19 protein-coding genes and 2 pseudogenes are annotated in these 23,171 nt (G+C 66.5%); 11 read left to right on the plus strand and 10 right to left on the minus strand.

Annotated features, from left to right (window positions below):
- Nucleotides 1-226: 226 nt before the first annotated feature.
- On the minus strand, nt 227-667 hold the full coding sequence (locus GA0115254_RS07100; protein ID WP_141720772.1) for a hypothetical protein: 441 nt from the start codon (nt 665-667) through the stop codon (nt 227-229).
- 128 nt (nt 668-795) lie between these two features.
- Nucleotides 796-996, minus strand: a complete 201-nt coding sequence (locus GA0115254_RS07105; protein ID WP_093894438.1) for a superinfection immunity protein — start codon at nt 994-996, stop codon at nt 796-798.
- Between the two features lie 161 nt (nt 997-1,157).
- Here GA0115254_RS07105 and GA0115254_RS07110 point away from each other — a divergent pair, with 161 nt between their 5' ends.
- Nucleotides 1,158-1,535 carry a hypothetical protein gene (locus GA0115254_RS07110; RefSeq protein WP_176740008.1) on the plus strand — a complete coding sequence of 126 codons (378 nt, stop codon included), beginning with the start codon at nt 1,158-1,160 and terminating at the stop codon, nt 1,533-1,535.
- 101 nt (nt 1,536-1,636) lie between these two features.
- On the opposite strand, the gene GA0115254_RS07115 is transcribed toward GA0115254_RS07110, so the two are convergent.
- Nucleotides 1,637-3,007: a hypothetical protein gene (locus GA0115254_RS07115; RefSeq protein ID WP_176740009.1), complete on the minus strand. Its 1,371-nt coding sequence runs from the start codon at nt 3,005-3,007 to the stop codon at nt 1,637-1,639.
- A gap of 107 nt (nt 3,008-3,114) precedes the next feature.
- On the opposite strand from GA0115254_RS07115, the gene GA0115254_RS07120 reads away from it, so the two are divergent.
- Nucleotides 3,115-3,642, plus strand: a complete 528-nt coding sequence (locus tag GA0115254_RS07120) for a GNAT family N-acetyltransferase (RefSeq protein WP_093894440.1) — start codon at nt 3,115-3,117, stop codon at nt 3,640-3,642.
- A gap of 98 nt (nt 3,643-3,740) precedes the next feature.
- Here the strand turns inward: GA0115254_RS07120 and GA0115254_RS47410 are convergent, their stop codons facing one another.
- The 4 genes and pseudogenes from GA0115254_RS47410 to GA0115254_RS07135 all read right to left on the minus strand — a co-directional run bounded on the left by GA0115254_RS47410 (nt 3,741) and on the right by GA0115254_RS07135 (nt 6,362).
- Nucleotides 3,741-3,899 carry a hypothetical protein gene (locus GA0115254_RS47410; protein WP_370740839.1) on the minus strand — a complete coding sequence of 53 codons (159 nt, stop codon included), beginning with the start codon at nt 3,897-3,899 and terminating at the stop codon, nt 3,741-3,743.
- A gap of 107 nt (nt 3,900-4,006) precedes the next feature.
- Nucleotides 4,007-4,057: pseudogene (locus tag GA0115254_RS47415) on the minus strand (hypothetical protein); the annotation flags it as partial.
- Between the two features lie 85 nt (nt 4,058-4,142).
- Complete coding sequence (locus tag GA0115254_RS07130; RefSeq protein WP_256102436.1) at nt 4,143-4,613, minus strand: GNAT family N-acetyltransferase; 471 nt, start codon at nt 4,611-4,613, stop codon at nt 4,143-4,145.
- Nucleotides 4,614-5,231: 618 nt separating this feature from the next.
- On the minus strand, nt 5,232-6,362 hold the full coding sequence (locus tag GA0115254_RS07135; RefSeq protein WP_093894442.1) for a hypothetical protein: 1,131 nt from the start codon (nt 6,360-6,362) through the stop codon (nt 5,232-5,234).
- A 416-nt stretch (nt 6,363-6,778) separates the two neighbouring features.
- Here GA0115254_RS07135 and GA0115254_RS07140 point away from each other — a divergent pair, with 416 nt between their 5' ends.
- From GA0115254_RS07140 to GA0115254_RS07150, 3 genes are read left to right on the plus strand one after another with little or no spacing between them, the layout of a single operon-like run.
- Nucleotides 6,779-7,246, plus strand: coding sequence for a hypothetical protein (locus tag GA0115254_RS07140; protein ID WP_093894443.1), 468 nt, complete (start codon nt 6,779-6,781; stop codon nt 7,244-7,246).
- Nucleotides 7,247-7,254: 8 nt separating this feature from the next.
- Complete coding sequence (locus GA0115254_RS07145; protein WP_093894444.1) at nt 7,255-8,766, plus strand: hypothetical protein; 1,512 nt, start codon at nt 7,255-7,257, stop codon at nt 8,764-8,766.
- Nucleotides 8,763-9,470: a hypothetical protein gene (locus GA0115254_RS07150; protein ID WP_256102437.1), complete on the plus strand. Its 708-nt coding sequence runs from the start codon at nt 8,763-8,765 to the stop codon at nt 9,468-9,470. The genes GA0115254_RS07145 and GA0115254_RS07150 overlap by 4 nt, the downstream gene beginning before the upstream one ends.
- A 110-nt stretch (nt 9,471-9,580) precedes the next feature.
- On the opposite strand, the gene GA0115254_RS07155 is transcribed toward GA0115254_RS07150, so the two are convergent.
- The 3 genes from GA0115254_RS07155 to GA0115254_RS07165 all read right to left on the minus strand — a co-directional run bounded on the left by GA0115254_RS07155 (nt 9,581) and on the right by GA0115254_RS07165 (nt 11,469).
- Entirely contained in the window at nt 9,581-10,033 is a 453-nt protein-coding gene (locus GA0115254_RS07155; RefSeq protein ID WP_141720773.1) for an nSTAND1 domain-containing NTPase, read from the minus strand.
- A 358-nt stretch (nt 10,034-10,391) separates the two neighbouring features.
- Entirely contained in the window at nt 10,392-10,610 is a 219-nt protein-coding gene (locus GA0115254_RS07160) for a DUF397 domain-containing protein (RefSeq protein WP_093894446.1), read from the minus strand.
- 7 nt (nt 10,611-10,617) lie between these two features.
- The gene (locus GA0115254_RS07165; protein ID WP_093894447.1) at nt 10,618-11,469 is read right to left on the minus strand and encodes a helix-turn-helix domain-containing protein; all 852 of its coding nucleotides are present in this window, start codon (nt 11,467-11,469) and stop codon (nt 10,618-10,620) included.
- A gap of 204 nt (nt 11,470-11,673) precedes the next feature.
- Here GA0115254_RS07165 and GA0115254_RS07170 point away from each other — a divergent pair, with 204 nt between their 5' ends.
- The 6 genes and pseudogenes from GA0115254_RS07170 (at nt 11,674) to GA0115254_RS07195 (ending at nt 22,859) form a co-directional block, all read left to right on the plus strand.
- A complete protein-coding gene (locus tag GA0115254_RS07170) occupies nt 11,674-12,090 on the plus strand; it encodes an ATP-binding protein (protein ID WP_093894448.1) in 417 nt (138 codons plus the stop codon).
- Nucleotides 12,091-12,235: 145 nt separating this feature from the next.
- Nucleotides 12,236-12,325, plus strand: a pseudogene (locus GA0115254_RS07175) (holo-ACP synthase); the annotation flags it as partial.
- A gap of 529 nt (nt 12,326-12,854) precedes the next feature.
- Entirely contained in the window at nt 12,855-16,136 is a 3,282-nt protein-coding gene (locus GA0115254_RS07180) for an ATP-binding protein (protein WP_093894449.1), read from the plus strand.
- Nucleotides 16,133-16,612, plus strand: coding sequence for a DUF7680 family protein (locus tag GA0115254_RS07185; RefSeq protein WP_093894450.1), 480 nt, complete (start codon nt 16,133-16,135; stop codon nt 16,610-16,612). The genes GA0115254_RS07180 and GA0115254_RS07185 overlap by 4 nt, the downstream gene beginning before the upstream one ends.
- A gap of 11 nt (nt 16,613-16,623) precedes the next feature.
- The gene (locus tag GA0115254_RS07190) at nt 16,624-19,548 is read left to right on the plus strand and encodes a DUF1156 domain-containing protein (RefSeq protein WP_176740010.1); all 2,925 of its coding nucleotides are present in this window, start codon (nt 16,624-16,626) and stop codon (nt 19,546-19,548) included.
- 2 nt (nt 19,549-19,550) lie between these two features.
- A complete protein-coding gene (locus GA0115254_RS07195; protein ID WP_093894452.1) occupies nt 19,551-22,859 on the plus strand; it encodes an SNF2-related protein in 3,309 nt (1,102 codons plus the stop codon).
- Nucleotides 22,860-23,171 lie beyond the last annotated feature (312 nt).

A 23,171-nucleotide genomic window follows, 5' to 3' on the forward strand; every position in this document is an offset into this window, starting at 1 on the left:
TGCAGGGGGCATGTATTCGCCAAGAATCGACCAAGTGAGCCTGGTGACGGGATAGTTCACGGAGAATCTACGGAAATGCGCCCTCAGGTGTTCGAAACCGAGTCCGTCGGGCCGGTGCCGAGCGAGGTCGGATCCAGCGCGTCGACGGACGCCGGGCCGCCATCGCGGGACGGTCCGGGCGGAGCCGGTGGCGTTGTCCTCATCGGCCCGGCGGTCGGACCGGCCCTCAGGCCGTCCGCTGCGGAGCCGGTGCGGACCAGCTCCGTGGCCGCAGGACGACGGAGGACAGGGTGGTGACGGCGATGAACAGCGCCAGAGGCCCGAGCGGCATCACGATGTCCGGCCGGTCGTTGAGCTGATCGATGTAATGGCCGACGGTGAAGAACCAGCCGACGGTGCCCACGGCCACGGTCAGATACACGCGACGCTCCCGCAGCAGTCGCATCCCCACCCACAGCACGACCGGCATGGCCAGCAGGGTGTTCACGATCGCGGCCGAGAACGCGGTGTCCCCCGAACCCCCGAGGTCACCGCCCACGTTCGCCGCCGCCTGCTGCCACTGGGACAGTGACAGGCCGTCGGACAGTAAGAGATGGGACAGGGCGGCGGCGATCACGGTCACGACCAGCGCCTTACCGATGCGTCGAGCTATGGGTGTCCTATGCATGGCGTCACGATAGGTCGCGTACGAATCCGGGCCGGAGCGGGGCCCCGAGGGGTCCGCCCCCGGACACTCCCGACATCACCGACCGGCTGAGCCGCCGAGCCCCGCCGTCCGCCTTGCGAGCACGGACATCACGCCGCGGCCGGCACCCTGGGCTTGCGCAGCGCCAGATAGAGGGCCACAGCCCAGCCCACGACAGTCGCACCGAAGACAACATTGATGCCCAGGACCAACCAACGGTCCCTGCTGCTCCGGTTGAAGGCGATCAGCGACGGCAGCAGGAAGAGCGCTGCGCAGATCACAACGACCACCACGGTCAACGCCGTGTTCATGAGGGTCCTTTGTTCGAAGAATCGTGGCCGGTCACCGTATCGGACCGAGGCGTCCAGCGGCTACGTACGGTTCTCCGGTCCGCACCCGGACCGACGGTGGCACGAACGCGTGAAAGACCGAGTGATCACCGGCCGCACGGCTTCGCGCCTATGCTCACTGGATGGAGCAGAGTGAAGTGGTGAAGCGTGTCGTGGGAATCCTCACGGAGGCGGGCGAGATCCGCCGGCTCCTCGAAGAGAACGTGGACCGCGACGATGTGGAAACCGATTCGAGCGTGGTGACCGCGCTCCTGAACGAGACGATGCCACGGATCACGATCCCCGAGGACGCCTCGATCGAAGAGGTCGCCGTCCTTGTCGGCCGGGAGGTCGGCAGCGCGGTGGAGCAGCTGGTCGGCGCGTTCACCCTGGCCTTCGCGATGCTGGCCCAGGTGCACGACTCCGGGCAGACGGACGTGACCTCCGCGGACGTCCTGCAGGACCTGGCACTGCGAGCGGAGCAGATCGGTTCCGGCGGCCCGGAGGACATGGACCCGTAGACCACACGGCACGGGCCGACCGGCGGTGGCTCGTCCCTCGCGCCGGACCGAGGGATGCCTGCCGTCCTTTGTGCCCACAGGTGTTCGTGCGGCCGACAGGGTCACAGGCCGCGCCGGTCGAGGAGCCGCATGAGATTCCGCTTGCGCTTGTGGGCGGCTCGCAGGGCGGCGACGTACGACATGTACTCGTCCTCGGTGCCCAGGCGGCGGTGGCAGTCGCGGACACTCGACAGCAGGTTGGTCAGCTGTTCGTAGATCGTGTTGCCGGTCTGCTTCGTGAGAGGTTCGGCCAGGCGCAGGTAGACGCGGAGCGCGTCGGAGGGACGAGAGGTGCGTGCCTGGTCGGCGAGGGCGAGCCACTGCCGGTCGTGGGCGCCGGTCTCGGCCGCGGCCTGCCAGGCGGCAGCGATGTCTTCGTCGTCGAGCAGGGCATCGATCAGGACAGGCCCGCCGTACCAGGACGACTGCTGCCGTTGCGCATCGGCCCGCAGCAGCGCGAGAGCTCGCTCACGCTCTGCCTGCCAACAGCCGACCGACTGCGCCGCCGTACGCAGCTGCTGGTGCGCGACCAGGGAACGGTGCGCGGCGAGGACGACGCGGCGCAGCGCGACGGCGTCGGAGAGCCGATCCGCGCGGGTGTAACGGTCGCAGAGGTAGTCCACCAGGGCGATGTCGGGGGTCACGGGGCCGGACGCTTCCTTGATGCCGCGCTCCGCCCACCGGAGGGACTCGTCGGGACGGCCCGCGGTGTCCAGCTCGCGGGCGATGACCAGGTGGGTGCTGCCGCCAGGTGCGAGGTCTGCCGCGTGAACGGCGACCACGGTGTCCACATCGTTGCCCGCCCTGGCCAGCCGCTCCAGCAGGTACTTCTCCGCCCACCCCGTGCGGTTGCCGCGCCACGCCTCGACAGCCAGCTGCCTCACGGTGACCATGCCTTGCTCTCCGAGGACATCCGCGTACTCGAGCGGGTCGATGTCCGTCAGGTCGTTCAGGTCATTGAGCACATGCCGGACCAGCCACTGCCCGGTCTCGTCCGGGTCCGGACGAGCCGTACGGCACGCGTCGAGATGGGCTTCGGCGAGAGCGGTCCCGACCCCGCTCAGCCGCCCGTCGGAGTCGTCGATGCCGTCCTGCACCTCGCTCAGCAGCCGCATCGCCTCCCGCGACAGATGGATCGCGTCCTCGGCCCGCCCGGTGGAGGTCAGCGCGGTGATCGCGGACACCGCCTGCGCGGCTTGTTCGCCATACGCGCGGGCATCGGCGTACTCCACGTATCCGTACCGCACGAAGGGAGTGACATCGAGGAGTTCACTGATCCGGGTACGGATCTCGGCCAGGTCTCCGCCGGCGCTCGCCGCCCGCAGCTCCAGGCGGCGGCGTACCTGCCGGTCCTGGCGATCTGCTCCCGCTCCTGAAGATCGTGCGGTGGCCGCGGGCCATAGCGTAGACCCTGCCCGCTGGCGGGAGGCCATGGCCCGGATCGCGGGACGGTTCGGCCGGGTTGAGCCCCTGGCGAGTGCCCGTGCCTATCTACATAGGCTGGCCGTCTCATCCGACGCACCGCGACGAGGACCGGCCCATGCGCAGCAGCACCAGGATCCGCCTGATCGAGACCACCGACGCCGCCCCGATCGCCGCGCATCGAGTGCGGGACTTCGAGGCTTTCCGGCCGTGGGAACCGGCCCAGCCGGCCGACTTCTTCACCCCGGAGGGCCAGGCGGAGCGGATCGACAGCCTGCTGGCCGGATACCGGGCCGGCACGGTCTGGCCGGGCGTGGTGCTGGCCGACGACCAGGTGATCGGGCAGGTCACCGTCGGAGGCATCCTGCCGCAGCCGCACCTGCGCCGCGGCTCCGTCGGATACTGGATCGCCAGCGTCGCCCAGAGACAAGGGCACGCCGGGCACGCCGTCGGGCTTGTACTCCGGGTGATGACGGACGAACTCGGGTTGCACCGCGCCGAGGCGTCCACCAATCTGGAGAATCTGCCGTCGCAGCGGGTGCTGCGCCGCAACGGGTTCAGCCCGTACGGCGTCGCGCACTCCTCGATCTTTCTCGACGGGAGCTGGCGGGACGGGCTGCTGTGGGAGCGGGTCCTCGGCGACTGACCAGGTGCGCCTGCCGTGTCGCGTTCCGTTTTCACCTGGAAGGCCCATGAAGATCTTGTTGAGGGGCCACCCGACCCATGGCCGGGTGGCCCCTCGGTCTATGCGGTGGCCGGGTTGATCGTCCAGGTGCTGCCGGTGCGAGTGAGTCCGAGGTTGATCAGTCGGCGGAGGTTGAGGGCGGCGGCTCGGGTGTGGAGCCAGGTGTCGTTGGCGATGGTGCCGCGGTAGCGGAGTTTGCGGTTGCCGTGGTGGACGATCCAGGCGACGGCGCGTTCGACCGGCGGCCTCCAGCGACGGTAGTCGGCTTGCCGGTCGGGTCGGTGGCGGCCTGGCGGCGGGCGGCCGCAAGCAGGTCGTGGTGGGGGCGGATGGTCAGGATGCGGCCGGCCTCGGCCTTGGTGCACCGTTCGCGCAAGGGACATCCCCCCGCCGCTCGAGCGGCGGGGCCAGAACCCCAAGATCTTCATGAATCTTCTATGGCGAACGCTTTCCGTATGAGCTCACCGAGTGGGGAAGGTGAGCCGCAGAACGATCTCGCCGTCGTCGATCTCCCCGGTGGGCTCGAACCCGAACTTCTGGTAGAAGGGCCACGGTTCGCCGTCGCCGGGCTCGTAGCTGGTCAGCAGCTCGGTGGCGCCGTCCGTGCGAACCAGGGCGGTGATTTGCGTGAGCGCCTCTCGGCCGATCCCTCGCCCCTGGTACCGCTTGTCGACGAGGAGGCGCCAGATGAAGTGCCGCCCTTTGTAAGGACCAGCCGGCGGTTTCCACGAGAGCATCACGAAGCCGACTGGCTCGTCGTCGCGGTACAGGGCGCGGTACCAGGGATTGGCCTCTGGTTTCTTTGTCGCCTCCTTGAGCGACTTGGACACGGAGGCGACGAACTGCTTCTGGTCACGTCGGACGCGGAGGGCACGAACGGCATCCAGGTTGTCGTCGGTGATCTCCCGCAGCTGCACGCCTGGGGACCTCATGCCACACCCCTTCCTGTATTCGGCAGCTGCGCCATCCGGGCCGACGTGAAGAGCCGCCGCCGCGCGGTAGTCCATTGTGTGTACGCAATATCAAGGACGTCAGGTTGGACGTCTTCGCAGCGTATTCGACGCAGCGGATCTGGAGCGGGACTGGCACGCCGGGCTGTGCCCGCGTCCGAGGCAGCTGCTTTGACCTGGGCAGACGCTCCAAGATCCTGTCCACGAATAGTCCACAGACCCCGTCCTAGCTAGGGCCGCTCAGCACTGCACATGCCTGCGCATACGCGAAGACCCCAGCCTCAGCGTTTCCGCTGATGACGGGGTCTTCGGGCACTTCAATCGAAGTTCCCCGGCGGGGCACTCGGAGCATGGGGGCGGGCGGAACCGCTGGTCGGTGGCGGACAGTTGGTGATCGAGACGGTTGTCCGGCTGAACCGGTGGGTCGGCGGTGATTGACCGCAGGTACGGGTCCCGGCAGGAGCCACAAGACATGGCTGGTCGTGCGCACGGCGCTGACCTGCACATGCGGGGCGAGCATCGGTGGTGTGTGTGGGGGCTCTTGAACTCAGCCGCGCGGTGGTCCCGGGGCGGAAGCCTGCAGACGGGGGAGTGGCGTTGTTACCGGAGGCCGTGGTGGTCGAGGCGGTGAATGAGGCCGGGGCGACGCTGGTAGTCCTCGCGTAGGTCGGTGAGGCGCTCTCGGAAGTCCGCGCTCCGTCCGGTGTGTACGTACGCGTTGCGTAGTTCCGCGAGGAGGGTGACGGCCTGGTCGTAGGCGTTGGTCTTCTTGGTGGCGATGTGCGCCTCGACCTGCTGCCAGATGTGTTCGGCCTCGCCCGCGAGGGCGGCCAGGTGCTGATTGCGGGCTGCGGCTCGTTCGCGTTCGGCGCGCTGTCGACGTTCGGTGCGCCGTGTGTGGGCGGCGTCCAGGAGGTGGGCCGCTGATCGGCGCCCGGGGACCGCGGTGGGGGCTGTGGTGCCGCGCAGGTGGTGCAGGAGTTCGGTGCGCAACCCGGTTTCCGGGCCAAGGGCGAGCCGCAGCAGCAGAACGTCTTTTTCCTTCTGCGGGAGGGCGGCGATCAGCGGGGCGAGTTCCTTTTTCGTGGATTTGACCGGTTCCTTGGGCGCGGTGGTACTGGCCTGGGCCGCTACTGCCAGCAGGTCGTCATTTACGCGCAGGAAGTCCGCGAGCGCGCGCTGCGGGGCGGTCAGTTCGCCGAGCCCGGCCGGGACGAGCGGCTCGGGGCAGGTCTGGTACTCCTCTTCTTCGTCGTCTTCGAGTTCCCAGGCGGTGAGCGCGGAGAGCCAGGCGAGGTAGAGGGGGCGCAGGTCGCCATTGGCGAGTTCGTCGCGTACGCCGATGATGGCGGCCAGTGAGTCGTCAGCGTCCTCGACCCAGTCGCCGCCCTCGTCCTCGCTGGTGAGGTCAAGCAGGAGGTGAGTGCGGGTGGTCCAGGCGTCGATATGGTGGTCGAGGCAGTACGGCTTCACCGTGGGCAAGGTCAGGGCTGCCTTGGGCAGGCGCAGCATCAGCCGGTGGGTGCCCCAGTTGGTGACGTACAGGTGGGCGTCGAAGTAGCGCTCGACCATGCGGCGTGGACTGCCACTCAGGTCGCCCCAGTTGTAGGTGTTGGTGAAGCTGGTGGCCGTGATCCGAGCACGCGCGGAGATGGCCAGCAGCTGCTCCTGCTCCTCGCGGCTCAGCGGTCGATCGAGGGTCTGGAACTCGTAGTACTGGTACTCGCTCACAGGGCGGACCCTATCGCCGCCGCGGGTGGGTGCGGACGCGAAGCCGGCCGGACACCGTACCCAGACGCCGCAAGGTGAGCGAGGCGAGCGGTTCTTACTGGTGCGGTCCCGCACATGTCCCGCGAGAACGAAATGCCCTGTTTTGACGTCATGTCGGCGCGGCTATATCGCGTTGATCGGCTGGCGTCGCGGCCTGGCGATGCTCGCGAGGCTTGGTGGGCGCAGGGGTGCGCTTGCCCGACCCGGGGCTTGACCGAGCTGATCACGTAGGGACTGGATCTCTTGGTTCGTGACGGGGGCGTGCTCGGCTACGGTGAGGGTGATGAGTCCTTGGGGAATGATGGGGGACCCGAGAACGGTGGACGGAACGGATGGCCGCGTTCACTGCACTCGATGAAAGGGAAGGACGGGGACGCATGGCCTGGGAAGAGTGGGAACGAGCCAAGGCCGCGGTGCGGGATCGCCACGAAGCCAGGATGCAGCTGAATCAGGCCGCGCCTGGAAGCGGCGCCGGTGACGGGGATCTCGTCGTGCACCAGGACGACTTGGGGGCCGTGGGCCACGAGGCGTTCATCCTCCACGGCGAGCTGAAGAAGAAGGCCGATATCGCCGGGGCAGGTGCCGACAAGAGCGGATCAGGGTCCACCATGCAGGCCGCCGCCGCGCTCAAGAGTCACAACCTGGGACTCGGCGCGGAACTTGAGTCGACCGTCGAGTTCTGGAGCTCGCAGGTGAAGCACGTCCTGCAGGCGTGCGCGCACATCTCGAACCACCTCGACTACAGCAAGAAGGCGTACGCGCAGGACGACGCGGTGATCGCCGCCGAGCTCCGCGGCCGGACAGGCCCCGTGTCCGTCTCGGCGCTGAACGAGTATTTCAAGTAGGAGGAACCGTGGGGGACTTCTCGTACTCGGATCTCATGGCCCTGGACCTCACCAAGCTGGGTACCGCGACGACCGACTGGAAGACGATGGCCGGCGAACTGGCCAAGCTCGCGACCGATGTCCGGGACGGACTGGCCAAGAAGTCGCACGCGGCTCGCTGGCAGGGTGTCAATGCCACCGTGACCAGAGAGTTCGTCGGCAAGACGGCCAAGGAGTTCTCCGACCTCCAGATGGAGGCCGAGAGCATCGCGAGCGTCCTCGTCGACGCCCACGCCGAGCTGACGCGGTACCAGAGGCAGGCGCAGACCCTCACCGAATCGGCCGGCAAGGGGGACCCGTCCCATCAGCCGCCGGACCCCGGACTCCTGGTCTTCGACGGCCCGAACGGTACGGTCCGCGTCTCTGAGAAGATCTGCACCCCGGAGGGAACCGACCAGCGCACCAAGGACCGGATCCGGTGGTACGCGGACACCCTCACTGGCATCGTCCAGCATGCCGCCGAGGTCGACGCGGCAACCGTACGCGCGCTCCGCAAGAGCCACGGCAACGACCCGCAGAACGCTGGCCACGTCCGGTACACCTCCCTCGACGAGGAGCAGTTGCCGCGAGCCAACGAACTCGCCGGGCTCGGCAAGGACGCGAATCCGCAGCAGCGCGCGGAATTGTGGCGCTTGTGGGAGTCCCTGAGCCCGGCGGCAAGGGCCCAGCTCTGGCTGGCGCAGAAGGACGACCTGATGGCGGCGGGCATTCTCAGTCCGACCATGCCGCAGGTCGCGCCGGACGCCGGCGCCGGGAAGCATGACTCCGAGTCGCCGGGCTTCGAGGAGTGGGCCACCGAGCAGAAGATGAAGCTGCTGGCGGAGGGCTCCGACTGGAAGGGCATGACGGACGCGTCCCGCCACATGGCGCACTATCTGGGCAACAGCGGCAGTCCCATGAACCTGCCGGTGGACAAGATGATGACGGACGTGCCCGGCTTCAAGTCGTACGTCGACGACATCGTCCGGATGAACCAGGACGACTGGCGTAAACAGGCCCTGGAGGAATTCCGGAAGAACGGTGGAAAGCCGGTCGCCTTCCCAGTCGAGGCGAAAGCGCCCGAGGGCTTCTACTTCTCCAAGGAGACCGACGAGAACTGGTTCTACGCGGTGGGCGGAGCCAACTCCAACGTCACCGGTGTGGTGACGGCGGTTCCGGATGCCAACGGCAACCCCGAGATCAGCATCGATTACCAGGCCAACGTCTGGGACCGCTACAACTGGGATGAGGGCAAGGGCGTCGAGATCGGTCCGATGGAGATCCCCGACGGACAGATGGCCAAGCTGCACCGCGTGGGACTCGCCCAGGAATTCGACATGTCCGGCAGCAGTGGCGTCCAGCACTATGACCTGGGCTCCGCGGATCCCAACACAGACCCGCTCCCGGGTCCCGAAGAGAGCAGGGACGGACGGATGAATCCCGGCCGCGAGCAACAGCAGGAGCGTACGACCCCGGAGGCGGGGAGGGGCACCGGCCGATGAACGAGTTCCACACGGACAGCACCCGAACCGCCCGCGCCGGCCACTTCGCGGGCCGTGGGCGGCTCGTCGCATGGACCGCAGCGGGTGTGATGGCCGTCTCGCTCGGAGTGGCGGGGTGCGGCGATCAAGACAACGGCGGAGGCGGCGGACGCACCACCCACGGCGCCGACCGCGAGGCGGAACAGGCGGCGGGCTCCACATGGGCCGCGGGCATCACGCCGGAGTGGATGAGCGAGCGGATGGGCCTTACGGTGCCGGCCACGGCGAATTCACCCGAGGCCGCGTACGAGATCACCTCCCGCTTCGACACGGGCCTGCTCACCTTCACACTGACCAGGTCCGAGGCCGAGACGTACCTGAAGGAGAACCCCCCGAAAGGCAAATGGCTGGAGCCCACGGCCGCCGCGACCGACGTCAAACCCCACGACTTCGCCCACTTCGGCCTTCCGGAGCCGGAGACGTTCAAGGACGGCGTGCGCTACGGCTACGTCTGCCCGAGCACCAAAGCCCCTCAGGCCACCGGGACCCCTTCCGGCGCGTCCGAGGACCCCTTCGGCTCGTCCGACGCGTACGACACGACCGATGAACGCTGCGTCCGCCTGTACGCACACGAGTACTCCCCGGACCGCACCCGCATCTACCTCCGAGCCCACTACGAACCCGGGATCAGCAACCTCCCGGCGCCTTCGTCGTCACCGAACTGAGAGAGGCCCCGCGGAATTCATCGGTGCCCCGTGCAGGCGGTCCCTCGCGGGGCTGGATGCTGCACTGATCGCCGGGGCCGTTCCACTGGCGGCCGTTAGGGTGAGGGCCGTCAAGCGGGCCCGAGCCGGATCGGAGTGTCGTGGGCGGTCTTACCGAGCAGCGAAGAATTGCCGCTGCCGGAGGCTCCGGTCAGCAGCAGGAACCGGTCGACCGGGCGGGGCCCGGAGGCGTGCAGCCTGCGCGTCAGCTCGGCAGCCTGTGCCTCCCGGCCGAAGTAGACGGTGGCCTCGTCCTCGCTGTAGGCGTCCAGCCCCGGGTATGGAATTCGGTCACGCGGCCACTCCGTCTGCTGGGGCGCCGGGTTCTCCAGCCGGTACACGACGACCTGACCGATCACCATGGCGACGATGAGCAGCCCGATGGCCGGTATGGACCCACGCCGGATGACCTCCAGTGCCCAGGGCACGTGGGTCGCGTTGGTGGCGTAGTTGGTGGCGATGCCGAGAAGGCAGGCGACCAGCGCCAGCATGATCTGGAGCACCACTTGCAGGCGCTGCCTCATGTGGCACCGGCCCCGTGTCGGCCTGCTCGATACCCGCGCACCACTGTCACGCCCCCGCCACGTTCGTCATCCTGTGCCCCTTCGTGTACTGGGACCGCGCGAGTCCACGGTCCGGAGATGCGCGAGGAAGCCTTGGACATCATCCGCGGGTGACAAGGCAGGATTCAAGAACACCTGCCGGAACCGGCCACCCGGACACTCAACCCAGAGGCGTCCGGACGGGCACCCGACGTATTCGTGAACCGCTCCTCAATCGCCGGCGCCGGCAAACCCGGCTGGGCAGTTCAGCCGCTGGTGGCGACAGTGCCGTTGCAAGTGTTCGCGTGCGAGTGGCGACGGCTCGGGGGAACGAGGTGGATCAGCCTCGGAACCTGGTGGAGTCCGTCGCAGGGGAGTGAGTCTTCAGGGCCTCGACGAAGGTGGTGAAGGCTCCGGTCGGGAAGGAGAGGGTTGCCCCGGCTGGGGTCTTCGAGTCGCGGATGGCTATATGGGTGAGATGGTTTGCCATTTCCACGCAGGCGTTGCCGTCGCCGCTGCCGGAGTGGGAAGACTTCTGCCAGTTGTCGCGGGTGATCACGAGTGCCTCACAGTTCCTTGGCCAACCTGTGGATGAGGTCACGCGACCGTGCGGGATCGAGTGACGCCCCCTCAACTCTACGGAAGAGCGTTCGGAAGACGCCGAGCTGTGCTTCGGAGTCGATGAAGAGCACGCCGTGCGGGCCGTCGCGTACCACGGTGTCCAGCTTTGGGACAGGGCCACCGGCGTACACCATGACGGCTGTGACGTCGGCGAAATCATCCAGTTCGAAAGGGATGACGCGCACCGTCACGTGCTCTGCCTCGGAGAGTTCCAGGATGCGGTCCAGCTGAGCACGTGAGGCGGCGCGGCCGCCCACCCTGATCCGCAATGCTGCCTCGTGCACCAGCACCTTGTACGGGATCGGCTCCGCTTGCTCGAGGATGACACGTCGCTGCATTCGATGGCGGATGCGCAACTCGAGTTCTTCTCGCGGCAGTTCGGGAACACGGCAAGAGAAGAGCGCCCGAGCGTAGTCCTCGGTCTGGAGCAGGCCCGGGACGTGCAGGAAGTCCACGTCCCATCGGAAGGTGGCGTGGAACTCCAACTCGGACAGGTCCAGGAACGAGGTGGGGAGTAGCCCCCGGTACTCCTCCCACCAGCCGCGTGTGCGATCGGTGGCCAGTGCGGCCAGGGCGTCGACGAACTCGTCGTCCGCACACGCATAGTGGGCCGCGAGGCGGCGTAGCCGCTGCTCGCTCAGGCCTGCGAGGCCCGACTCGATGTGGCTGATCTGGACGCGACTCGCTCCGATCAGCGCTGCTGCCTCGCGAGCGGAGAGTCCTGCCGCGTCGCGGAGTCGGCGCAGTTCCATCGCCAGGCGCACCTGACGTGCCGTGGGTTCGCGCCTCAGGACCATCGATTGCTCCTCGGTTCAACACGCCTGCTGGCGTGACTCGTTCGGGGTCGGATTGCGCAGTCGGCTTGCTCCGTATGACATGTTAGCCCTACCGTCAGTGACGCAACGCACACACTGCGGAAGTGCACCGCTCCGTCCTGTCGCGACGGCTGCGGCAACGCCACCGCCCGCCCCGCAACCTCCCCACCCGAACGGAGCTGACGCATGCCCGAAAACGTGAACGAACCCTGGGAGTACTGCCTCTACATCCCCAACGACCTACGCGCCGTCACTATCAGCCGCCGCACCCTCCGCCTGATCCTCACCATGCACGGCCTGATCCGCCTGGTCGACACCGCCGAACTCCTCGCGACCGAGCTGGTCTCCAACGCCGTACGCCACACCAAGGGCCCGGCCGCACTGCGCGTGCGCTGGTCGGCGGGGGTTCTGCGGCTCGGGGCCTGGGATGCCGACCCCGAGCCACCGGAGCCGCCCGTGTCTTTTGAGCAGGCGGCCGACGTGGTGGAGGAAGGGCGGGGGCTGGCGCTGGTCCGGGCGTGCGCCGACCTGTGGGGCTGGCAGCCGCTGGCGAGAGACGGCAGCCGGGGGAAGGTCGTGTGGTGCGAGTTGGCCGCCGCGTAGCCGCTCCGGTACTGATTGGCAGATGCGTTCCATCGCCTGGATGCCCGATCTGGGGATTGCTTGAAGGTCTGAAACAGATCTGCCAATCACCGCTCACAGCCTCGGAAGGAACCGTCGTGCGCCGCATCCCCGTGGGGGTCCGAGCATGAGCATCATCGGAGTCGGGATTGACGCGGTGGAGATCGACCGCTTCCGGGCGGCGCTGGAGCGTACGCCCGGATTGGCCGAACGGGTGGCGCCGACGAGGTGGTCCACTTGCCAGCCACGGCCTTGGCGTCGTAGGCGGCCGTGAGGACGTGCTGGGGGTGTCGTCGTTGTGACGGCCGGAGGCCCAGACCTGGGCTCTGGAGGAGTAGCAGAGCTGGAATCCGTTGACGGCGCCGCCAGCAGGATTCGAACCTGCGCACACGGCTCCGGAGGCCGTCGGTGCTTCCGCTGTTCCAGCAGGTCACAGACCTTTCAACTGCCACGAGCGACTTGCTTGTCCACGGATGGTCCACGCTGCCCCGCAATAAGCCCGAGCCGGCCGCTCCGGCGCGCGTCCGGATGCTCGGGTTGGGCCCTGGACGCCTCCCGCTTGTCGTGCGCTGCGAGCGCGGGGGGCGGCTTGCGGAACGGGGAGTCCGAGGAAGGCGGCCTCGACGAATCCGAGGAGTCCTACGCCAGATGCCGACTCAACTCGGCGCAATTGTTGGTGACTTACAATCACACGATACGTAGGAGGGGCGACGCCGCGTGCACGGCGTCTGGGGGGCAGGAGAGGCATGGCAGCGTCGAGCCTGGTGGCTCTGCGGAAGGTGTGTGTTCCGCGGGGGGACGTACTCGAAGGCGGGTTGGCGGACAACCACTTCGCAGCACAACTGGACAAGGTGGTCCGTGACGCGGAGCACTATCCGGTGTACGGCGATGCGGAGGCATTTTTCGCGCAGACATACCCCACGAGCGGCCTGAAGACGCTGCTCACCAAAACATTCGGCCGTCTGACCGGAGCGAAGGGTGTTGCGGGGGAGAACGGCGTGCTTCGCCCGACGACCTCGTTTGGTGGCGGTAAGACCCACGGCCTGACCGCCGTCTACCACCTCGCCAAGGGTGCCCGGCCGTCCAGCATCACCGAGTTCCTCGACCTGGGCCTGCTTCCCGACGGCCCGGTCCAGGTCGCGGCCCTGGTCGGCGACGCCCTCGACCCCACTGCGGGCATCGAGACCAGCGGCCATCGCACCTACACGATGTGGGGTGAGATGGCCGCCCAGATTGGCGATGACGCGTTCGCTGCGATGGCGGCGAACGACACCCAACGCACCGCTCCGGGCACCGCGACGATCAAGGCCGCCTTCCGTGGCAAGCCGACGGTGGTGATCGTCGATGAGATCGCCAAGTACCTACGCGCAGTGGCCTCCTCCGGCAGCGAGGACGTACGCCGCATGGCCGGCGCGATCCCTGTCTTCCTCGGCAACCTCTTCGAGGTCGCCTCCGACCCGACCAACAAGGTCTCGGTCATCATTACCCTGGCCGCGACCACCAACGCGTTCGGTGCGGAGACCACCGAGATCAGCGAGCTGACCGGTGAGGAGAAGGAGAAGGCCGACGCCGCCAACGCCGCCTCGGTCAAGGCCGCCCAGGAGACCGGCGACGTGTTGACCCGCGCGGTGCAGCCGAGCGCGGTAATCAAGCCGGCCGATGACAACGAGATCGGAGAAATCCTCAAGAAGCGCATCTTCGCCTCCGTCGACGAGGACGCCGCCAGGGCAGCAGGGGAGGCCTACCGGGCATTCTACGAACAGCTCACCAAGACCGAGCAACTCGCCGGTGGAGCAGAGCATCCGTCTTCCTATGGCGACTTGGTCACCAAGACCTACCCGTTCCACCCCGAGCTGGTTCGCGTTCTCGACAAGCGTCTGGGCAACATATCCGAGTTCCAGCGCGCCCGCGGAGCCCTGAAACTCCTGGCCGAGGTCGTGGCCAACATCTACGCCACCAATGACGAGACAGCGATCATTAACGTCGGTGACATCGACTACTCCGATGAGCCAGTCCTCAACCACCTCACCGACGGCCTCGGCCGCGCCGAGTACGCGAGCGTGGCCAAGGGTGACTTCGCCTCCACGGCCTCCCACGCGGCTGTCGTCGACGTCGACGTCTTCCCCGGCAAGCCTGCCTACGCCACCCGCGTGGCCCGCACCGTGTTTACCCACTCCCTGGAAATGGTCTCCACCGCAGGGGCGGGCCGCAACGACTGGCTGGTCGGCACCCTGCGCCCCGGCGAGGACGCCACCATCTTCGAGAAGGCGCTAACCGAGTCCGAGAAGGTTTTCTGGCACCTGTCTTACGACGGTGCTCGCTGGCGCTTCAATATCGAGCCCAACGTCAACGCCATCATCGAGACCGAGAAGCGCAACGTCGCCAACACTGCGGTCGCCGCGGAAGTCGACAGCCTGATACAGAAGGCGTTTGCCAATGACGGTGGCGTTACCGCGATCCATTTCCCGTCAGGCCCTGCCGAGATCCCAGACAAGGACGCGCTGCGCGTGGTCGTGCTCGACCACGATGTCGTCACCGTCGACCAAGGCCACGCCGACCAGCCGCCGGCACAGATCGTGGAGATGCTTGACAAGGTCGGCTCGGTCGGCGCGCCGCGCAAGTACCGCAACTCCCTGGTTTTCGCCCTGGCCGACGCCGAGCAGGTCCATGTGCTCAAGGACCGCGCACGTGCCTTGATCGCCTCTAACAACCTTGCCGCTGATACCCACCGGCTGGGTCAGTTCAGCGAGGAGGTCCGCAAGAAGGTCGAGGCCTACGACAAGGAGGCCCGCCTCCAGGCACGCATCGCGGTCACCCGGTGCTTCAAACACATCTACTACCCGGCTGACGAGAAGGCCACCAGCTACCTGCGCCACCGTGAGCTTCCTGCCCAGGCCCAGGGCAACCCGAAGAATGCCACCTCTGCAGTCATCACGCTGCTGACTGACGAGGAGAAGATCCGTACCAGCCCGTTCACCGCGTCCTTCCTGCGCAACCGAACCTGGGCCAACAAGGAGGCCACGAGCACGGCCGCGATCGCCGACTACTTCTGGTCCGACCACAAGGCCTCCATCGTCCGCAACACCTCCCTGCTGCGTGACGCGATCGTCAACGGTGTCAACCACGACGGCTGGGTCTGCTACGACTCGGCTAGCGGCAGGGCTTACACGGCCAACAACCAGGCTGGCATGTCGATCACCTTCGGTGCCGACACCGAGGTCATGACCATGACCGAGGCGCAGAAGCGCGGCCTCTTGGTCCGCAAACCTACCCAGACCGACCTTCGCTCGGTGCTCGCCAGCGACCAGCTCACCGGTGCGGACATCCGTGCCCGCCTCGAGGCAGCCTGCGGGGGCGAGCCCTCCAAGACCGATGTCCTCGACCTGCTGGCCACCGCCGTCCAGTCCAGCGAGTACAGCTGGTTCGTCGTCACCGACACCGAGCCTGCCGCTGGCGTCCGGGCGCTCTCACCCTCGGCGATCAAGGACAAGGGCCTCGACACCCTCCATATCCTGCCCCGCGAGACCGCCGACGAGGTCGGCGTCCAGGTCCCCACCCGCACCGCCATGTCCAAGACCTTCACCGCGAACGGTCCCGGCGGCGCGGCCATGCAGACCCTGCTCGATGCCGTCTCCGACTACGCGATCCGCGCCATCAGGACCCTTACCTTGAAGGTGAGCGCGGATGCCGCGTCCGGCACGAGCGACATCGACCTCGCCGTCGCCTCGCTCGGCATGCTGCAGAAACAGACCATTACGGTCCGCTCCACCATCCGCGCCGAATACAAGGGGCTCACCGGAGGCGGCGTCCAGTTCCAGGGCACGGCCGAGCGCGCCGACTTCCAGATGGCTTACGGCCATGCCAAGAAGGCTCTCACCGCCGCCACGAAGGTGGTCGGCGACATCACTCTCACCTTCCGGTTCGACCCGGCACTCGACGTCGACGGCCCGCAGTTCGCACAGATCCATGACGTGATCAAGAAGCTCGGAATGAAGAGCACAACGATGACGGCGGAGGTGACTAAGTGACCACGCTCCAGCGCGCGACGACCGTCCCGAGCCGACGGCTCGCTGCCGTCGACGGCGCCCGCGGTTTCCGTCTCATCGTGAAGCCCGGCCGCGGCGAGATCTACGGCCTCACCATCGAGGAGACGTACGGCGAGGTGGGCTCTGTCCTCACCACGGCCGTCGTCACCCTCACTCCGCAGCAGACGGGTCGCGTCGTCGACGCCCTCTTCGCCGCCGTGAGGCGATCGGGCCACCGGCCCAGCGCTCTGGCCTTCACCCGCAAGGCACCCATCCAGCTTGCCGAACCCGACGGCGTACGCCTGGCACTGATCCTGCTGGCCACCCAGCCCATCGCCAAGCACGAGCGGGTCCGAGCCCTCGTCGCCGGCATCAACGCCATGAGCACCGAGGAGACCTACTACTGGTACTCCAAGTGCATCGGCGTCGACGCCAACCGCGCCCGCAAGGCCCTCCGTACCCTCCTCTCTGACAACTGAAAGGACTCGCCTTGAGCAGCACCAAGCCGCGTGTCCTCATCGAGGACTGGCTCCCCGTCGCCGAGCTCAGCATCGAGTCCCGCCGCGAAGCGGCCCCCATCCCGGGCCAGTTTCCGAAACTGAAGGCGCTTCACGTGTGGTGGGCTCGCCGTCCGCTGGTGGCGTCGGCCGCAGTCGTGTTGGCAGGCCTTCTCCCTGCATGGAACCCGCAGCTGGGCGACGCCTTTCCCGACCATCCGGAGTTGTTGAACCCGGCTGCCTACAAACTCTGGGTCCTGAAGTTGGTTGGGATCTGGGGTGACCCCATTGCCGCACGTCGGCGGATTGCCGCCGCCACCGAGCGAGGGGAGACGCTGGGTGCCGCCGCATACGGGTACCGCCCTGCCTTCAAGAACCTACCGGACGCTGGCGACATGGCACTTCTCCACGAGGTACTGCGTCATACCTGGGGTGGCTCCCTGCCGTTGGTGGCGGACCCAACCGCAGGAGGCGGATCCATCCCCTTCGTTTCAGCTCGGCTCGGGCTTCCTACCGCAGCGAATGATCTCAACGCGGTAGCCGCTGCCGTTCTGAAGGCCGGGGTCGAGATCCCCGTCTGTTTCGGCCACGAGCTGACGCCTGAGCTCGAAAGGTACGGGCATCGTTGGCGTCGCAGAGTGGAAGAGCAGCTTGGCAAGTTCTTCGTCTACGAAGAGGGCGAGAAGTACCTTACCTATATCTGGGCGAACGCCGTCCGCTGCCCGCGCACGGGCGGGCTCGTGCCGCTCATCACTGATCAGTGGCTGGACAAGACCAAGGGCCGCGAGACAGCCGTGCGAATCGTCGTACACGACCAAGACGGCAACCTCCTGAGCGAGCCCACGTTCGAGATCGCTCGGGGCGACGAGATCGACTTCGACCCCTCTGTCGGTCTGATGACTGGCGGCACCGCCCGCAGTCCTTATGACGACCTCGCGATTGATGACGCTTACGTCAAGGCCGAGGCCCAGTCCGGTCGGTTCGAGCAGGTTCTCTACGCGGTCTACTACCGCAAGACCGACCGCACCAAAGGGTATCGGGAGCCAAGCAGCGAGGACGCGGCTTGCCTCGAACGCGCCAGTGACTACCTCGCAGAGCATCGGGCTGACTGGGAGGCGACCGGCTGTCTCCCGACAGAGGAGATCACCGAGATCTCGAACTACGACCGCGGCCACCGTATGTACGGGATCACCAAGTGGGCCGAAATGTTTACGGAGCGCCAGCTGGTCGTCCATGCCGTCTTCGCAGAAGAACTGCAACGTCTCCTGACTGAGGCAGAAGAGGAGCTTGGGCAGGAGAAGACTCGTGCGCTTCTGACGGTGCTCGGAATGATCCAGGCCAAGGCGCTAAACTACAACTCCCGGCTGTCAACTTGGGATATCGGTAGGCAGAAGACGCGGAGTGTCTTCGAGAAGCACAATTTCACGTTCAGGTGGACCTTCGTTGAATTCCAGGGCTCGCAGGAACTTCCCTCATTCGTGCTACACCAGGTCCTTGACGCGTACGACCAGTTGGTAACGCTGGTCGGGCATGTGTCGCCCGATTCTTTGGTTGAGTCTCAAGTCCAAACGCCGGTCATGGTGACCCAGGGGACCGCGGCCAACCTCGGCGGGCTGGCGTCGGGGAGTGTCTCCCACCTGTGTATGGACCCGCCGTACTACGACAACGTCATGTACGCAGAACTCTCTGACTTCTTCTACGTCTGGGAGAAAGCGACACTCGGCCGCCTGTACCCAGACTTCTTCGCCGACACGGAGAGCGACAAGGAGAACGAGGCGATCGCCAACGTCGCGCGTTTCGCCGCGTTCGGGCGACGGAAGAAGCAACTCGCGGATGCCGACTACACGGCGAAGATGACTGCAATCTTTGCGGAGTGCAGTCGTGTCCTGCGCGAGGACGGTGTCATGACCGTCATGTTCACACACAAGAAAGCCGAGGCGTGGGACGCGCTGGGCACCGCCATCATCGACGCAGGCTTCACGATCGAGACGTCCTGGCCGGTAAACACCGAGCCGGCAGCATCGTCCCATCAGAAGAACAAGAACGCAGCGAATAGCACCATCATGCTCACCTGCAGGAAGCGCGAGCAGGCTGAGCGCAACGGACCGATCTACCTCGAAGACGTCGAGGCCGAGATCAGGAGCGCGGCTCGCGCTGCGGTGCTTCGATTCCAGAACGACGGCATCGGCGGGGTCGACCTTCTGCTCTCGACCTATGGGCCGACGCTATCTGTCATCTCGCGTCACTGGCCCGTGTACTCCTCGACACCGGGCGAGGACGGGCGCGACCAACTTCTTCGGCCCGAGGACGCCCTATCCCTGGCTCGGGAGGAGATCGTTGACCTTCGCCGGGCGAGGCTCATTGGACAGGGCGCGAAGTCTGACACACTGACCGACTTTGTCCTCCTCGCTTGGGACACCTTCGCGGCCAGGGAGTTCCCGTACGACACAGCCCGCCTGCTTGCCCTCGCGGTGGGCGGCCTTGATGTGGACAAGCTTGAGCGCGCGAAGATCCTCAAAAAGGGATCTGGCACGGTCAAGCTTCTGCCCCCCAAAGAGCGAGTGCGGCGTGGTGCCGAGAGGGATCTTCCCGGTGTGCGTCCAGAGGCAGAGTCCTTCGCAAACGTCATCGACGCGGTCGACACGGCCCTTTATATCGCTGAACACGACGACTGGCCAGCAGCCAAGAGGTTTCTCGACAAGCACGGCTACACCAGCGACGCAGGATTCAACGCCGCACTGCAAGGCCTTGCCAACGCGATCCCTCGGACGAAGGTCAAGGGCACGTGGGCTGTGCCCGAGGCGGGTCGCCTCGACACGATGTGCACGCTCTACTTCCCTGACGTGGTCCTGCCCGAGGCCACTGACCTGGGCAAGCAGGATGACGACAAGCCCGACACGCTCTTCGAAATGGAGTGAGGTTGTCCCAGCAGGACGACGCCCTGTTCCCCGGTGCCGCCGCCAAGCCAGGGGCACCGGCGCGGGATGGTCTCTTCGACCACGACCCTGCCACGGCCGAGGACTCGTTCCGCAGCGTGACGCTGAAGGCTATGTACTCGCCAGACGATGCACCGTTTGAGATGTTCTACGAGCCGCTGCTTTCCAGGGCCGTTACCTACGACCGTGCAGTCGGCTACTGGTCCGGGGCAGAGCTGCAGTTCGCCGCGCAGGGTACGGCGTACTTCATCGCCGGTGGCGGCGTGATGAGACTCATCGTCGGTGCCCAACTCGGGAAGAAGGACGTCGACGCGGTGCTCTCCGGCACTCCGCTCGACGATGTCGTCGCCGAGCGACTACTGGCTGACCCTGGCCTGGAGGGCACGAAGATCGTGCAGAGCGAGTACCTCAGCGTGCTCGCCTGGATGGTCGCCAACAGCCGGCTCCACATCCGGGTCGGCGTCCCGGTCGACAAGCACGGCCACCTGCTCACCCACCATGAGTCTGGCCGCTACTTCCACACCAAGTACGGCGTCTTCACAGACCGCTACGGCCACAAGGTCGCGTTCAGCGGCTCCAACAACGCCTCGGTCACTGCATGGGTGAAGAACCACGAGACCTTTGACGCCTACCGCTCCTGGCGTACCGAGTCCTGGGAGGACTACGGCGCGTCCAAGGAGCACGCCTTCGATCGGCACTGGCGTGCCAACCCCGACCAGGGTTGGGCGATCATTGACCTGCCCACCGCCGTCCGGGAACACCTGATAGAGCACGCTCCCGACGCTCTGCCGTTCCCCTTCGACACGCTCGTACCGCAGCCGAGGCGCGAGGAGGCCAATCACGAGGCACCGCCTGTCGACGCGGACGTCGATATCCAGGCAGCATGGGGCGAGCTGGTCGCCCTCCGGGACGCACCGAAGCAGTCGGCGTGGACCGGCGTGGGCACGGCCTGGGCTCAGCCGCTGCCGCACCAGGCGGAGCTGATCCACCGGGTGGTGTCGACGTACCCGCGCGGCTATCTCTTCGCCGACGAGGTCGGTCTCGGCAAGACCATCGAAGCAGGCATGGTGCTACGTGAGCTCTTCACCTCCGGCCGGGCGAAGAAGGCGCTGCTGCTGGTGCCTGCCTCGGTGATGAAGCAGTGGCAGGAAGAGCTCCACGAGAAGACGAACCTCGACGTCGCCCGCTACGACAAGGGCGGCTTCATCGATCGGTTCGACCAGCCCATCCCGACCGACCCGAAGGTGAACCCGTGGTCGGCCTTCCCAGTCGTGCTCGCCTCCTCCCACCTCGCTCGCCGCCGCACCCGCCGTACCGAGATCCTCGACGCCGGACCGTGGGATGTCGTCCTCGTCGACGAGGCCCACCACGCCCGCCGACGTGGCTCCAAGGCGACAGACACACCCAACTCCTTGCTCGCGCTGCTCCAGGAGATGAAAAGGCGTGACCTGTGGAGGGCGCTCTACCTTGCTTCGGCGACCCCGATGCAGATGCACCCCCACGAGGCCTGGGACCTCATCGAACTCCTTGGGCTGCCGGGCAAATGGGGTAGGCAGGCGTTCTTCTTCACGCAATACTTCACCCACCTTGTTGACCCGCCCGAGAGGCGCGACTGGAAGCTCATCTGCGGCATGCTGGAGGACTATTTCTCCGACCAGCTTGCCGAGCACGACTACGAGCTGGAGCAGCAGGTCAACGACGCACTTGGGTGGGCCGACGCGTGGACGGTGACCGGGATGGCCAGCAACCCACCCTCGCCTGATCTCAGGGCACAGTTCCCCAACGCCACCTCCGAGTGGATGGATAAGTGGGCTCGCCGCCACACCCCGATACGCGATCGGGTCTTCCGTAACACTCGCAAGACCATGCGGGCCTACCAGGCGGCCAGCATCATCCCGGCTTCGGTCGTCATCCCGTACCGGCACGTCACCGATGAGTTCATCCCTCTGGCGCCGAACGAGCGGAAGCTGTATGACCGCATCGAGGAATACATCCGCCGCCACTACAACGCCTACAAGTCTGACAAGGCCACCAAAGCCCTCGGCTTCATCATGACCGTCTACCGGCGCCGGCTGACCTCCTCCTTCCAAGCGATCAAGCAGTCCCTGCAACGCCGCCTCGACGTACTCGAGCAGGGCAAGAGCCTCGGCGATCTTCTCACCGACGACGACGGCGTCGACCTGGAGAACTCCCTCTTCGACCCCGAGACCCTCGACGTCCGCGCCGACCGCCTCAAGGAGGAGATCGGCGAGCTCCGCTCCTTCCTCAACGACCTCGGCGATATCACTGGCGAGGACACCAAGGCCCAGCAGCTCGTCAAGGACCTGGTCGAGTCGTTCAAAACGTACGACTCCGCAGTGGTCTTCACTCAGTACGCCGACACCATGGACTACGTCCGCGAGCGCCTCCTGGCCGCTGGCTACTACAAGCTCGGCTGCTACTCCGGCCGCGGCGGCGAGATCTACGATCCCGTAGCAGGGAAGTGGACCCCGGTCACCAAGGCCGAGATCAAGGCCCGATTCCGCAACGGCGATATCGAGGTCTTGATCGGCACCGACTCGATGAGCGAGGGCCTCAACCTGCAGACGTCGGGCCGCCTCATCAACTACGACATGCCCTGGAACCTGATGCGTGTCGAGCAGCGCATCGGCCGTATCGACCGCATCGGCGCCACCTACAAACACCTCCAGATCAGCAACTATTTCTACCAAGACACCGTCGAGGAGCAGGTCTATAGGGGCATCAAGGAGGACTACGACGACTTCACCAACATCCTCGGCGGCGCTGCCCCCGTCCTCGGCACTGTCGAGAAGGTCATCGAAGACCTCGTCCTCACCGCGAACCTCAGCGACGAAGTCATCGCCAGCGAGATCGCCGGCATCCGAACCCAGATCGACGACATCAACAACCAGCCTGTCAGCACCGACAACCTCGGAACCCCCGACGACGACATCACCATCAAGACCCCGCCGGACCTGACCGGAGACATCACTCCGTCAGACCTCGCCACAAGGCTCACGAACAACCTCCTCTCAGGCCGCTGGCTGACCCCAGACGACGGACGTCCTGGTCTCTACAGCCTCTTCCTTCCGCGTGACGGCGCCCGTGTGTCCTTCGGACGTTCCGGCGGCGCGACGTCCGCCAAGAGCTACTTGGGTCAGCCGTCCACGGCCTCAGTCCCCGTGACATTCGACCGCGACATCTGGGACACCAGCAGTGACAGCGACCTCGTCTTCCTGACCTACGGGTCACCCGAGCTGGGCTCCCTCTTACCCGCCGAACCCGGTGAGTGACCGATAGGGAGGTGGCTCCCTTGGCACCGAGACCTGGATGACGGGCGCGGCTTGCTGTCCGCACGGCACGGTCGCCGCGGAGTGGGGTGGTCCCTCGTCGGCCGGGCAGCTTTGCCGCACTCGGGTTCTTCGAGGGGCGCCAAGGCTCACACCGTGACCCTTCGGGCTTGGCCTTGGCGCCCCTCGAAGAACCCGGATACGCACTCCGGGTGGCCGACCGACGAGGGACCACCACCAGCGGCGCTACATACGCGAAGACCCCGGCCTCAGCGTTTCCGCTGGTGACGGGGTCTTCAAGCACTTCAATCGAAG

This window comes from Streptomyces sp. Ncost-T10-10d (genome assembly GCF_900091955.1).
In the GTDB taxonomy this organism is placed as follows: Bacteria; Actinomycetota; Actinomycetes; order Streptomycetales; family Streptomycetaceae; genus Streptomyces.